The organism is Microbacterium sp. ZKA21, from assembly GCF_050434165.1.
In the GTDB taxonomy this organism is placed as follows: Bacteria; Actinomycetota; Actinomycetes; order Actinomycetales; family Microbacteriaceae; genus Microbacterium.
The window spans coordinates 76726-89352 of the sequence record NZ_JBNPVV010000007.1; the positions used below are offsets into that span (position 1 = coordinate 76726).

13 protein-coding genes are annotated in these 12627 nt (G+C 68.2%); 3 read left to right on the plus strand and 10 right to left on the minus strand.

Annotated elements, in window-relative coordinates; translation table 11 throughout:
- Positions 1-8 precede the first annotated feature (8 nt).
- From glmM to M2317_RS14450, 8 genes are all read right to left on the minus strand, one after another.
- Positions 9-1367 carry a phosphoglucosamine mutase gene (glmM, locus tag M2317_RS14415; RefSeq protein WP_429461277.1) on the minus strand — a complete coding sequence of 453 codons (1359 nt, stop codon included), beginning with the start codon at positions 1365-1367 and terminating at the stop codon, positions 9-11.
- Between the two features lie 15 nt (positions 1368-1382).
- On the minus strand, positions 1383-1871 hold the full coding sequence (gene rpsI, locus M2317_RS14420; RefSeq protein WP_429461279.1) for a 30S ribosomal protein S9: 489 nt from the start codon (positions 1869-1871) through the stop codon (positions 1383-1385).
- Positions 1872-1897: 26 nt separating this feature from the next.
- Entirely contained in the window at positions 1898-2344 is a 447-nt protein-coding gene (gene rplM / locus M2317_RS14425; protein ID WP_429461281.1) for a 50S ribosomal protein L13, read from the minus strand.
- A 172-nt stretch (positions 2345-2516) separates the two neighbouring features.
- Positions 2517-3185: an endonuclease/exonuclease/phosphatase family protein gene (locus M2317_RS14430; RefSeq protein WP_429461283.1), complete on the minus strand. Its 669-nt coding sequence runs from the start codon at positions 3183-3185 to the stop codon at positions 2517-2519.
- 6 nt (positions 3186-3191) lie between these two features.
- A complete protein-coding gene (truA, locus tag M2317_RS14435; RefSeq protein WP_429461285.1) occupies positions 3192-4070 on the minus strand; it encodes a tRNA pseudouridine(38-40) synthase TruA in 879 nt (292 codons plus the stop codon).
- A 53-nt stretch (positions 4071-4123) separates the two neighbouring features.
- A complete protein-coding gene (locus tag M2317_RS14440; protein ID WP_429461287.1) occupies positions 4124-4801 on the minus strand; it encodes a methionine ABC transporter permease in 678 nt (225 codons plus the stop codon).
- Positions 4798-5847, minus strand: coding sequence for a methionine ABC transporter ATP-binding protein (locus M2317_RS14445; protein ID WP_429461289.1), 1050 nt, complete (start codon positions 5845-5847; stop codon positions 4798-4800). Before M2317_RS14445 ends, M2317_RS14440 begins: the two co-directional genes overlap by 4 nt.
- A gap of 52 nt (positions 5848-5899) precedes the next feature.
- Positions 5900-6820, minus strand: a complete 921-nt coding sequence (locus M2317_RS14450) for a MetQ/NlpA family ABC transporter substrate-binding protein (RefSeq protein ID WP_429461291.1) — start codon at positions 6818-6820, stop codon at positions 5900-5902.
- A 100-nt stretch (positions 6821-6920) separates the two neighbouring features.
- On the opposite strand from M2317_RS14450, the gene M2317_RS14455 reads away from it, so the two are divergent.
- Entirely contained in the window at positions 6921-8234 is a 1314-nt protein-coding gene (locus M2317_RS14455; protein WP_429461293.1) for a M20/M25/M40 family metallo-hydrolase, read from the plus strand.
- On the opposite strand, the gene M2317_RS14460 is transcribed toward M2317_RS14455, so the two are convergent.
- Positions 8235-8600, minus strand: a complete 366-nt coding sequence (locus M2317_RS14460; RefSeq protein ID WP_429461295.1) for a winged helix-turn-helix transcriptional regulator — start codon at positions 8598-8600, stop codon at positions 8235-8237. It abuts the gene before it with no gap.
- 93 nt (positions 8601-8693) lie between these two features.
- On the opposite strand from M2317_RS14460, the gene M2317_RS14465 reads away from it, so the two are divergent.
- Both M2317_RS14465 and M2317_RS14470 read left to right on the plus strand, forming a co-directional pair.
- Complete coding sequence (locus M2317_RS14465; RefSeq protein WP_429461297.1) at positions 8694-9548, plus strand: SDR family oxidoreductase; 855 nt, start codon at positions 8694-8696, stop codon at positions 9546-9548.
- A gap of 166 nt (positions 9549-9714) precedes the next feature.
- Entirely contained in the window at positions 9715-10521 is an 807-nt protein-coding gene (locus M2317_RS14470; protein WP_429461299.1) for a CPBP family intramembrane glutamic endopeptidase, read from the plus strand.
- On the opposite strand, the gene M2317_RS14475 is transcribed toward M2317_RS14470, so the two are convergent.
- On the minus strand, positions 10518-12590 hold the full coding sequence (locus M2317_RS14475) for a bifunctional lysylphosphatidylglycerol flippase/synthetase MprF (RefSeq protein WP_429461301.1): 2073 nt from the start codon (positions 12588-12590) through the stop codon (positions 10518-10520). The genes M2317_RS14470 and M2317_RS14475 overlap by 4 nt on opposite strands.
- Positions 12591-12627: the final 37 nt, after the last annotated feature.

Here is a 12627-nt window from a genome sequence, read left to right on the forward strand (position 1 = left end):
TCTGCTGCTCAGAGCGCCAGGCGCTCCTTGACGACGTCGGCGAGCTGCTGCGCGTAGCCCTGCGCCGACTCGGCATCCGCGGCTTCGACCATGACGCGGACGAGCGGCTCCGTGCCGGACTTGCGGAGCAGGACGCGGCCGGTGTCGCCGAGCGCCTGCTCGACGGTGCGGACGGCTTCCTGTACGCCGTGGTCGTCCGCGACGCGGTCCTTGTCGACGCCGGGGACGTTGGTGAGCACCTGCGGGTACACCGTCATGACGCTCGCGAGCTCCGCGAGCGTCTTCTTCTGATGCGCCATCTCCGCGACCAGATGCAGGCCGGTGAGCAGGCCGTCGCCGGTGGTGGCGAACTCGCTCATGATGACGTGACCGGACTGCTCGCCACCGAGGGCGTAGCCGTTCGCATTCATGTCCTCGAGGACGTAGCGGTCACCCACCGCGGTCTGACGGACGGTGATGCCGTGCTCGCGCATGGCGACATGAAGCCCGAGGTTGCTCATGACGGTCGCGACGAGCGTGTCGTCCGTGAGGTGCCCGCGCTCCTTCATCGCGATCGCGAGGATCGCCATGATCTGGTCGCCGTCGATCGCCTTGCCGTCGGCATCGACCGCGAGGCAGCGGTCCGCGTCGCCGTCGTGGGCGATGCCCACATCGGCGCCGAGGCGGATGACCGCTTCGGCCAGCTGATCGAGATGCGTCGATCCCACACCGTCGTTGATGTTCATGCCATCGGGGTCGGCACCGATGACGGTGACCTCTGCCCCGGCATCCCGGAAGGTCTCCGGTGAGACGCCGGAGGCGGCGCCGTTCGCGCAATCGAGCACGACGTGCAGGCCGTCCAATTGATTCGGCAGCGAGCCGAGCAGGTGCACGACGTAACGGTCCTCAGCATCCGAGAAGCGCTGGATGCGGCCGACGGATGCACCGGTGGGCAGCAGCTTCTCGCCGGACATCGCGGCCTCGATGCGCTGCTCGACGACGTCGGGCAGCTTCACGCCGCCGCGGGCGAAGATCTTGATGCCGTTGTCGGGCGCCGGGTTGTGCGACGCCGAGACCATGACACCGAAGTCGGCGTCGCGGTCGGCGACGAGGAACGCCAGAGCCGGGGTCGGGATCACTCCGGCGTCGAGGACATCGACACCGGAGGAAGCGAGGCCGGCCGAAACGGCTGCGGCCAGGAACTCACCGGAGACGCGCGGATCGCGGGCGACGACGGCTGTGAGCCGCTTGCCCTGCGCCTTGCGCGCCTCGGCAGTACGGCCCTGGCCCAGGACGACTGCAGTCGCCTGGGCCAGGGAGAGCGCCAGGTCGGCGGTGAGGATGCCGTTGGCAAGACCTCGCACGCCGTCCGTGCCGAACAGTGCCATGAAGGACTGTCGGGCTTAACGCTTCGAGTACTGAGGCGCCTTGCGGGCCTTCTTGAGACCAGCCTTCTTGCGCTCCTTGACGCGAGCGTCACGGGAGAGGAAGCCGGCCTTCTTCAGGGTGGCGCGGTTGTTCTCGAGGTCGATGCCGTTCAGCGCACGGGCGATGCCGAGGCGCAGCGCACCGGCCTGGCCCGAGGGGCCACCGCCGGAGATGCGGGCGATCACGTCGTAGGAACCGGCGAGGTTCAGCACCGTGAACGGGTCGTTGATCAGCTGCTGGTGCAGCTTGTTCGGGAAGTAGTCCTCGATCGTGCGGCCGTTGACCGTGATCGTGCCCGAGCCGGGGACGAGACGCACGCGGGCGATGGCCTGCTTGCGACGGCCGACAGCGGCGCCGGGGACGCTCAGCACGGGACGGGGAGCCGTCTCCGCTGCTGCTTCGGTCTCAGGCGTAGCGGTCGAGAAGTTCTGGGGGAATTCGGTGGAGTCCTGGATGTCAGCCACGAGTATGTCCTTAGTCGTTACGGCGCTTACTGGGCGACCTGGTCGAGGGTGTACGTCTGGGGCTGCTGAGCGGCGTGCGGGTGCTCGGAACCCACGTAGACCTTGAGCTTGCCCAGCTGCTGGCGGCCGAGGCTGTTCTTCGGGAGCATGCCCCGGACGGCCTTCTCGACGGCGCGGACGGGGTTCTTCTCCATCAGCTCTTCGTAGGAGACCTTCTTCAGGCCGCCCGGGTAGCCGGAGTGACGGTAGGCCATCTTCTTCTGAAGCTTCTGACCGGTGAGCGCGATCTTGTCGGCGTTCACGATGATGACGAAGTCACCCGAGTCGAGGTGGTTGGCGAAGGTCGGCTTGTGCTTGCCGCGCAGGAGCGCTGCGGCGTGCGAGGCGAGGCGACCGAGAACGACGTCAGTGGCGTCGATGACGACCCAGTCACGCTGGATCTGCCCGGCCTTCGGGGTGTAAGTGCGCGTCACGATAGTGCTGCTTTCTTGTTCGAACGGAGGAGTTCGTGAATCCCACTCCGGGGTGGTTCTCACCGAAATCGGTGGGAACACGCCAGTGGAGGGCTCACGTTCGCGGTGCCGCAGTATGGCACCAAAGGGTTAGCTTACGGCATCCGGGCCGGAATCCCCAAACCGCGCGCGCCTACTCGAGGCGTGCGGTGATGAGGATGGGGCGGTGATCGCTCGCACGCTGCGGCAGCGTGCGGATGCTGTCGATGTCGAAGCCCTCGGACGTGGCGAAGTCGTAGTGCCCCTTGAACACGCGGTAGCGCGTGTAGGTGCGCTCATCCGACAGGGTGAGCGTGTACCCGTGGTCGCGGACCGTCTGGCCGAGGTTCTCCTTGAAGACGGGATAGTTGTAGTCGCCGACCATGAGGATGGGAACGCCGGGCCCGAGCTTCTCGAGCTCGGTCAGGGCGTTGCGGATCTGATTGCGACGGAGCGAGTTGAGAGCCGTGAGCGGGGCGGCGTGGAACGATGCCACGATCATCTCGCGCCCATCGTCGATGTCGTACAGTCTCACGCCGAGGACCCGCTCGTGCGCCGGACGCAGCACCCGGTCGTGCAGGGACTTCTTCAGCTCGATCGCGCGGATCGAGTGCAGACGGAACGTGTTCTCGCGGTAGAAGACGGCGAGCCCCAGGCGATTGCCCTGCGTCGCCTGAGCGAGCACGAGGTCTCCGACGCGCTCCGGCAGCGCCGCCACGTCGCACTCCTGCAGGCACAGCACATCGGCGCCGTGCTCGTCGACGAGTGCATCGAGCTCACCGGCCGCCCGGTGCTTGCGCAGGTTGTAGGAGATGACCTTCATCGTCTCTCACGCTAGACCCTGCGGCTGTGCCTCAGGTAGCGAGCCGTCCCTGTCCCGTCGCGCCCTGGTCTGCTCGGCGCGGGTCGCGAGCAGATCATCCGCCGGATATCCGACCTCGGTGAGCGTGAGGCCGCGGGCGGCGAGCACCTTGAACTCGCTCGTGCGCGCCAGCCCGTCGCGCAGCGTCACGAGGTCCTCGGCATCCAGACGCCCCTCCCCCACGGCGGCGCACGCACCGACGAGCGCGCGCACCATGCTGTGGCAGAAGGCGTCCGCCTTGACCTCCGCCACGAGGACGCCGTCGTCGTCCCGATGCCACCGGTAGTCCAGCAGCGTGCGGATCGTCGTCGCCTCCTCGCGCGCCTTGCAGTACGCGGCGAAGTCGTGCAGCCCGATGAGGGTCTGCGCCGCGGCATCCATCGCGCCAGCATCCAGACGGGACCGGATGCTGGTGGTGTCATGCCTGCGCATCGGATCGAAGCCGGAGATCTGGTCGGCGATCCGATAGCGATAGCGGCGCCAGACGGCGGAGAATCGGGCGTCGAAGCCCTCGGGTGCGAGCGAAGACCTGGTCACCGTGGCGTCGGGGTAGGCGCCGAGAACGCCGTGCATGCGACCGGCGATGGATCCGGCCGGGTCGTGTGCGGCCCGGCCGTGGCGCGCTTCGATGCGCGCCCACTGCTGCTCGTCCAGGTCGACGTGCGCGACCTGGCCGCTCGCGTGCACCCCGGCATCCGTGCGCCCGGCGACGACGAACTGCACGTCGGAACCGACGATGCGCGCGAGCGCCGCTTCGAGTGTCCCCTGGACGGTGCGCAGCCCCGGCTGCTTCGCCCAGCCCCGGAAGTGGGTGCCGTCGTAGGCGATGTCGAGGCGGATTCTCACGCGCCCAGCCTAGCCCGGGGCCCGGTCCGCACCGGGTCCCGGAGCGTCCGCTGCTATCGCCGCAGTACCCGCTGAGCCAACCAGTTGCCGAACAGCTGGCCGACCTGCACGATGACGATGATGATCGCGACCGTGACCCAGGTGGCCTCCTGGTTGAACTGCTGGTACCCGTAGATGATCGCGAAATTGCCGAGGCCTCCTCCGCCGATGTACCCGGCCATCGCCGACATGTCCACCACAGCGATGAACATGAACGTGTAGCCGAGGATCAGCGGCGCGAGCGCCTCGGGGATCACGAGCCCGAACAGGATCACGAACCGCTTGGCCCCGATCGCCAGTGCCGCTTCGACGACGCCGGGGTCGACCGCGACGAGGTTCTGCTCCACGACGCGGCCGATCACGACCGCGGCCATGATCGTCATCGGGACGATCGCCGCCTCTGTGCCCAGCGTGGTGCCGGCGACGAGCTTGGTGAGGGGCCCGACGGCGGTGAGGAAGATGATGAACGGAATCGGACGGATGACGTTGATCACGAAGTTGAGAACCGTGAAGACCGCGCGGTTGGCGAACAGGTTCCCCGGCCTCGTCGCGTACAGCAGCGCGCCGATGAGGAGTCCGGCCGCACCGCCGATCAGCATCGTCACGACGACCATGTAGACCGTCTCCTGGATCGACTGCAGGAGCACAGGAGTCAGGCTCGTCCAGTCGGTCGCCGTGCGGATGCCGATCATGAGGCGGCCTCGGTTCCCGTCACGGGCGCGCCGGGCAGCAGTTCCGCCCGAGTCAGGTGGGCGAGTTCGGATGCTGCAGCGGCCACCGCCACGGCATCCCCCTGCAGGCGGTAGGTGAGCGTGCCCAGCTGGTGCCCCTGAATATCGGTGACGCCGCCGAAGACGACGGTGTGCCGCACCCCGTGCTTCTCGAAGACGGCGGCGATGTCCTCGCTCGTGAACTCGTTGACGTCGACGCTGATGAGGCGTCCGCCACCGGCGCTCAGCGCGGCGAGCGTGTCGCCGGACGGCACCCCCTGCGTGACGGCGGCCACGAATCGCTCGGTGAGTGCCGCTCTCGGATGCGCGAACACCCGGTAGGTGTCACCGCTGTCGACGACCCTGCCGCCGTCCATCACGATGACCTGGTCGCACAGCTCGTGCACGACGGAGATCTGGTGCGTGATGACGACGATCGTGATCCCGAGGCGGCGATTGATCTCCTTGAGCAGCGCGAGCACCTCGCCCGTCGTCTGCGGATCCAGCGCGCTCGTCGCCTCATCCGCCAGCAGGAGCTCCGGATTCGCGGCGATCGCCCTGGCGATGCCGACTCGCTGCTTCTGCCCCCCGGACAGGGCGCGCGGGTACCGGTCGGCCTTGTCGCCGATGCCGACGAAATCCAGCAGTTCGGTCACCCGTGGGCCGATGTCCGCCTTCTTCCATCCGGCGACCTTGAGCGGATACGCCACGTTGCCGCGAACGGTGCGCGAGGTGAAGAGATTGAACTGCTGGAAGATCATCCCGATCCTTCCCCGCAGCGAACGCAGCTCGCTAGACGAGGCGGTTCCGACATCGGTGCCCAGCACGGTCACCGCGCCGGAGGATGGTTTCTCCAGCCCGTTGATCAACCGGACGAGCGTGGATTTGCCTGCACCGGAGTACCCGATGACGCCGACGATGGATCCGGGCTGGATCTCGAGGTCGACGTCATCGAGCGCGGCGACGTCCGCCCCCTTGCGCGTTCCGGGGAACGCCTTGGAGACGTGATCGAACGTGATGATGCTCATCGGATGCTGCTGCTCTTCCGCTCTTCCCGCTCGAAGACGCCGGTCGGCGACGTCACTCCTGGGTCGCCCGCAGCTGGTCCTCGAGCGAGGTCAGTTCGGCCTGCAGGTCCTCGGCGGTCCAGTCGGCCTTGAACTGCAGGTTGCCCTGGTTCAGCTCGGTCACGGCTTCTTCGACCTCGGTGCTGTGGTACGCCTCCACGAGCTTCGCCCAGCGGGGGTCGTCCGCCTGGTCCGCGCGGACGACGAAGGCGTTGATGTAGGGCGCGAGCTCCGGGTCGTCCAGGTCTTCCTTGAAGATGATCAGGTCGTCGCCCAGGCCGCCCTTCTGCGCCTGGGTGTTGTTCACGACGGCGGCCTGCGCGCTGCCGTCCTTGAGGGCGGCGACCGTCTGGTTCGTGTCGACGGGAAGCACCTCGACGGTGCCGGAGACGATGTCCTCGGGTCCGGAGAGGCTGTTGCCGCCGTCCTTCAGCTCGAGCAGGCCGGCCTTCTGCAGGTTCAGCAGGGCACGAGCGAGGTTGGTCGGGTTGTTCGGCACGGCGACCTTCGCGCCGTCTGGGAGGTCTTCGGTGCTGGCGTACTCCTCGGAGTAGAGCGCCAGCGGATAGAGAGCGGTCGCACCGACCGGCACGAGCGTTCCCTCGTTGTTGACGTTGAACTCGGACAGGAAGATCAGATGCTGGAAGAGGTTGACGTCCAGTTCGCCATCCTGCACGCCCTGGTTGAGCTGCACGCCGTCGTTGATGGTGCGCACCTCGAGGGTGATCCCCTCATCCGCCAGCTTGTCCTTGAGGATCGTCCAGTGCACCTCGGTGCCGTCGTCCGCACCGATCACGATCGTGCTGCTGTCCGCTCCCTCGCCGCCGGCGGAATCGGATGAGCCGGCGCACGCCGACATCGACAGCGTCAGCACGCCGGCTGCCAGGATGCCGAGGGCGGACAGGAATTTGCTCTTCGCACGGGAATCAATCACGAGAGCGAGTGAACCACGCATCGATTCCGAAGCCGATTCGTGAGGTAATGACGCGTAACGCGGTCGACGGCGTGCCCGAGCGACGACATACGGTGAACGGGTGAGCCACAGCATCCTCGAGACCGAGGCGGTCGAGTTCGTCCGCGACCTGATCCGCATCGAGAGCGTCAACACCGCAGTCGCGGAGACGATCGGCGACGGTGAGACGCGGGCCGCGCGCTACGTCCAGGAGCGCCTGCACGAGGTCGGCATCTCGACCGAGTTCGTCGAGCCCGTACCCGGCCGGGGCAGCCTCGTGGCGCGCATCGCCGGAACCGATCCCGATGCGGCGGCCCTCGTCGTCCACGCGCACCTCGATGTGGTGCCCGTGGACTCGGCGGAGTGGGTCCATCCGCCGTTCGGCGCGGTCATCGAGGACGGCCTTCTCTACGGCCGCGGCGCGGTCGACATGAAGAACTTCGCCGGGGTGATCCTGGCGGTCGCGCGCCACCTCGCCCGCTCCGGCACCCGTCCGCGACGGGATCTGATCTTCGCGTTCCTCGCCGACGAGGAGAGCGGCGGCGTGTGGGGCGCCGGCTGGCTCGTCGACAACCGGCCGGACCTCTTCCACGGTGCGAGCGAGGCGGTCAGCGAGGTCGGCGGATTCTCGGTACCGCTCGCAGGCGACGGCCGCGCCTATCTGCTGGCGACGGCGGAGAAGGGCGTCGGCGGCGTGCGCCTCACCGCCCGGGGCGAGGCAGGGCATGCGTCGCGACCGCAGCCGGACGATGCCGTCGTCCGTCTCGCGGGCGCGGTCGCCCGTATCGGGACGCACCGATTCCCCGTCGTGCGCACCCCGGCGCTGCAGCGGTTCCTCGATGTGTTCGGTGCGGCCGCCGACGTGACGTTCGATGACGACGAGCTGGATGCGCAGCTCGAGCAGCTGGGGTTCGTCGGGAAGCTCGCCACGGCGTCCGCGAGGAACACGGCCGCGCCCACGGTTCTGCGCGCCGGATCCAAGAGCAACGTCATCCCGGGCTGTGCCGAGGCGACCGTGGATGTGCGTGCGCTTCCGGACGGCGAGGCCGACCTCCTCGCCGAGCTGCGCCGGCTGGCCGGGGACGGCGTCGACGTCGAACCGCTGGCGTCGATGGCACCGATCTCCGCTCCGATCGAGGGGCCCCTCATCGCCGCGATCACGGCCGCGATCGGCGCGGAGGACGATGGCGGCGTCGTGGTGCCGTACCTCCTGCCTGCGTCGACCGACAACAAGCACTTCGCCCGTCTCGGCATCCACGGGTACGGCTTCGTCCCGTTGCGCGTTCCGGACGGCTTCGACGTGTACGGGCAGTTCCATTCCGCAGAAGAATGCGTGCCGGTCGACAGCCTGCGCTTCAGCGCGCGGACGACCGCGCGGATCCTGGCGACGGCCTGATCAGGGTCGCCCCAGCATCCGATCGGAGTTGTCCGCGACCCACTCGACGAGCGGGAGCATGCGCTCCATCAGGTCTCTGCCGAGCGGCGTGAGGCTGTAGTCGACGTGGGGCGGCACGGTGGGCAGCGATTCGCGATGCACGAGGCCGTCGTCCGCGAGGGTCCGAAGCGTCGAGGCGAGCATCTTCTCGCTGATGCCCGTGATCGTGCGCTTCAGCTCGCCCCACCGCAGCGTGCCCTCCGAGAGAGCGGACAGCACGAGGACGCCCCATTTGCTCATCACGTGGTCGAGGACCACCCGCGTGCTGCAGCCTTCTTCGAAAACACCCGGCGTGGAGGCCTTGATCTGCGCAAAACTCACCGTCATGTGGGTACCTTACCTCAAAGTGGGTACCCGCTCGCCGGAATGTACGTCAAGGCCGTGCGCGTTGTCACGGAGGTCACCACGAAAGGACACCCCATGACCATCCTCGTCACCGCCGCAACCGGAAACCTCGGACGCCTCGTCGTCGACAGCCTGATCGCGCGCGGCGCGGACCCGGCATCGATCGTCGCCGGCGCCCGCGACACCGCGAAGGCCACTGATCTCGCAGGCCGCGGCGTCCGCGTCGCCGAACTCGACTACGACCGCCCGGAGACGGTCGCCGCCGCCGTCGATGGCGTCGACGCCGTGCTCCTCATCTCGGGTTCCGAGGTCGGCCGGCGCGTGGACCAGCACAAGGCCGTCATCGATGCGGCGAAGGATGCCGGTGTCTCGAAGTTCGTCTACACGAGCGCCCCGAAGGCGACGACCAGCGCTCTCGTCCTCGCTCCGGAGCACAAGGCCACCGAGGAGCTCATCGCCGCCGCGGGGCTTCCCGCCGTGATCCTGCGCAACAACTGGTACACCGAGAACTACGCCGGGAACGTGGCGCAGGCCTCGGCGACCGGCGTTCTCGCGGCGAGCGTCGGCGACGGCCGGGTCGCGTCTGCGAGCCGTGCGGACTTCGCCGATGCCGCGGCCGTCGTACTGCTCGAGGACGGTCACACGGGTGAGGTGTACGAACTCGGCGGCGACGTCGCGTGGACGTTCTCCGACCTCGCAGCCGCCCTCGCGGAGCTCACCGGCCGCCCGGTCGAGTACACCGCGCTGTCGACCGAGGAGCACGCGGCTGCTCTCGAAGAGGCCGGGCTGGACTCCGGAACGATCGGGTTCGTCACCGCATTGGATGCCGGAATCCGCGACGGCGCCCTGGCCGACACCGATGGCACGCTCGCGCGCCTGATCGGCCGCCCGACGACGCCGCTGCTCGAAGGCCTGCGCGCCATCGCGTGATGCGTCCCCTCGTTCGCCGAACGGACCGCCGGCGAACGAGGGAGCGCGCCTCAGCGAGCCTGTGATCGAATCGAGCACACCTCTCGCATTGCCCCGAGCGGGCACGAGACCCTACCGTTGCCATGGGAGCACCACGAGGCGGCTCCGTTCGAGCCGAGGAGCAACCATGACCGCTACCGCATCCGTCTCGCCGTGGCGAGCCTTCTGGGAGAAGGGCGGATGGTGGCGCGCACTCATCCTCGCCGCGGGATACTTCGTGCTCTATGAGCTCTTCTCGCTCGCATTCCTCCCGCTGGTCCCGTTCATCGGCGACCCGGAGAGCGCGACCGGCGTTCTCGTGTTCTACGTGCTTCCGATCCTGCTCGGCGGGATCATCCTCGTGATCTTCGCCGCCTCCGTCGGATGGCTGCGCGAGCTCTTCGGCCCGCAGCCGATCCGCGGGGCCGCGTGGATGTGGATCGCCGTGGTCGTCGTGCTGCTGTTCAACGTGCTGCGGTTCGCGACGATCGACTATTCGAAGGCCGGGTTCGGCGTGGTCGCGATGTGGCTGCTCGCCGGACTGTGCATCGGCTTCGCCGAGGAGCTGCTGACCCGAGGGCTGGTGGTGAATCTGCTGCGGAAGGCTGGTTACCGCGAGATCGTCGTCGCCGTGATCTCCGCCGCTGTGTTCGCCGGTCTCCACTCCGGCAATCTGCTGACCGGACAGGCCCTGGTCCCCACTCTGATTCAGCTCGTCTACACATTCGCGTTCGGCATCTGCATGTACCTCGCGCTGCGCGTGACCGGCAGCATCATCTGGCCCATGCTTCTGCACGCGACGACCGATCCCAGCATCTTCCTGCTCGCGACGTACCCGTCGGACGGCGCCCTCACCGCGTTCGCGGGCCTCGGAAACACCGCCGTGGTCATCGTCGGTCTGATCCTGCTCATGTTCGTCCGCGGCCGAGTGCAGGAGCCGACCGCGGTCGGCTAGGCCCTGTCCCGCTGTACGAGCTCGAGTCCTGCACCGGCGAACTGGCGCAGCGTCGCATCCGGAAGGAATGCCCGGGTCAGCGCTGCACCGATCCGCGGGAGATCGGCTTCGTCTCGGAACAGCAGGTGCAGCGTCTCGTACCGCGGGTGGAACTTCTCCTTGAACCGGTGCAGCGAGCGGAAGCCGTAGACCGGCTCGAGAGCATCGGCGAGCTTCGTGCTGAGTTCGGCGATCAGCCTGGCATCCGGCGGGTAGTCGTGCGCCAGTGGCGCGCCGGACAGCGACAGGATCTGCGCGCCCTCATCGCGGAAGTGCGCCGCGGACATCCCGATGAGGAACTCCATGACCGGCCCGAAACCGCCATCTCGACGTCGCATGAGGTCGAGCGTCCACCCGTGGAGCTCGCCCTCCGCGTACACGGGCAACCAGGAGAGGAAGCCGTCCACGTCGCCCTGCGGCGAGATCGCCAGTGCGACGCGCACCTCGGCATCCTCAGCCTCGTCGAGCGTCCCCAGGGTGAAGCCCATCTCGGGCAGCCCCTTGTCCCCGACCCAGGACGATGAGATCGCCTGAAGCTGAGCCCGCACTCCCCATGGCTCGTCCTTCAGCCGGCTCATGCGGAAGGTCATCTGCTCTCGCCCGGCTCGGTTCAACGACGTCCGCACCGCACCCCACCTCTTGCCCGTGAACTCCAGCCCGGGAAGATCGACGATCGTGTCGTCGGCGACCACGAGGCTGCGCCAGGTGTCGGGGACGACATCACGTGTCGCATCGGCAGCGCTGAAGAAGCACGGAGTCAGCCCGGCGCGCTCTGCCTGCTCGATGAACTCGTCGACCGAGCGCCCACGTCCGAAAGCAGGACCGAGCGGATCGGCGAGCGCGATCGCGACGCCGGCGTGGCGCTGATAGGCGATGATCCCGGACGACGTGCGCGTGTACTCGTTGCCCTCCCACGTGGTCATCCAGGACAGCGTGCCACCGCCATGCCGACGAAGCGACGCCTTGACCTCGTCGACGGCAACCGGATCGCCATCGCCGAGGAGCCCCCTCCGCTTCCACCGGAACGCCCGCCGCACCCACACGAGGTAGATCAGGAACACGAACGCGAGCGCGCCGGCGGCGACATCGATCGTCATGTCGCCGCTGATCGCCACCTCGACGCCGGCGGCGCGTCCCCACCCGATCAGGGCGACCAGCAGCACCGCCAGCAGTACGTTCATCGCGAGCAGGATGATCGCGATGACCCACGCCCATCGCCGGGCGCTCCGCAGGCCGTTCGCGATGATCAGCACGACGGCCACGTCGAGCACGGTCGTCCACGGGGACCCGGACAGCGGCTCCGAGGCGCCGAATGGACCGTCGGTCGGGACGATCGCGAAGATGACCTCGATCGCGGCGAACGCCAGCATCCCGACGAACGCGATCATCCGCTGCTCGCGCACGGTGGCCCGCTGCACCCGCAGCGAGCGGTCCACGAACAGAACGAGCAGCAGTGCGGCCATGTGCTCCAAATCGGCGACGGTACCCACGAACAGCAGTGCCACCGTCGCCATCGCGAGCAGCACCAGCCAGACCCGAACCCGCCAGGGCGAGACGAACAGGCCGGCCGCCGCGCCCATGCATGCGAAGGCACCGGCGCTCGCGCCGACATCGAGCGAAGCCGCCTGGGCCTGCGCCCACTGCCAGTGCGGTAGGAACGCGCAGAGCCAGAGCACCAGCGCCGAGGCGAACACGGCGAACAGCTGACCGATCCAGAAATACAGCAGGGCGACCCGCCACCCGCGCAGATACTCGAGCACCGCGAGCCCCCAGAGCCCCAGGAGCGTCGGCGCGTACACCCAGGGCTGCACGACGAAGAACGTCCCGGTGAAGGCCGTCCACCATCGGCCGGCCTCGAACGCGGGGAGGCCGTATGCCACCGCGTCGAAGGCGTCGCTCTGCTCGAACGGCGTCCACAACCCCTGCCAGATGACGCCGCACGCGAGGATCAGAGCCGTGAGCGCGAGAGTCGCCGGAAGCCGGCGCACCACGCGCAGCACGGGTGCCTGCCGACCGCGGGTGCTCGTCATGCGATCAGCGTAGCGGCGACACCTCTCGGCACCGCAG

Excerpts from the sequence above, each read along its gene's own strand:
- glmM (WP_429461277.1), bottom strand. The coding sequence starts at position 1,367 with ATGGCACTGTTCGGCACGGACGGCGTGCGAGGTCTTGCCAACGGCATC.
- M2317_RS14430 (WP_429461283.1), bottom strand. The coding sequence starts at position 3,185 with ATGAAGGTCATCTCCTACAACCTGCGCAAGCACCGGGCGGCCGGTGAG.
- M2317_RS14440 (WP_429461287.1), bottom strand. The coding sequence starts at position 4,801 with ATGATCGGCATCCGCACGGCGACCGACTGGACGAGCCTGACTCCTGTG.
- M2317_RS14445 (WP_429461289.1), bottom strand. The coding sequence starts at position 5,847 with ATGAGCATCATCACGTTCGATCACGTCTCCAAGGCGTTCCCCGGAACG.
- M2317_RS14460 (WP_429461295.1), bottom strand. The coding sequence starts at position 8,600 with ATGACGGTGAGTTTTGCGCAGATCAAGGCCTCCACGCCGGGTGTTTTC.
- M2317_RS14465 (WP_429461297.1), top strand. The coding sequence starts at position 8,694 with ATGACCATCCTCGTCACCGCCGCAACCGGAAACCTCGGACGCCTCGTC.
- M2317_RS14470 (WP_429461299.1), top strand. The coding sequence starts at position 9,715 with ATGACCGCTACCGCATCCGTCTCGCCGTGGCGAGCCTTCTGGGAGAAG.
- M2317_RS14475 (WP_429461301.1), bottom strand. The coding sequence starts at position 12,590 with ATGACGAGCACCCGCGGTCGGCAGGCACCCGTGCTGCGCGTGGTGCGC.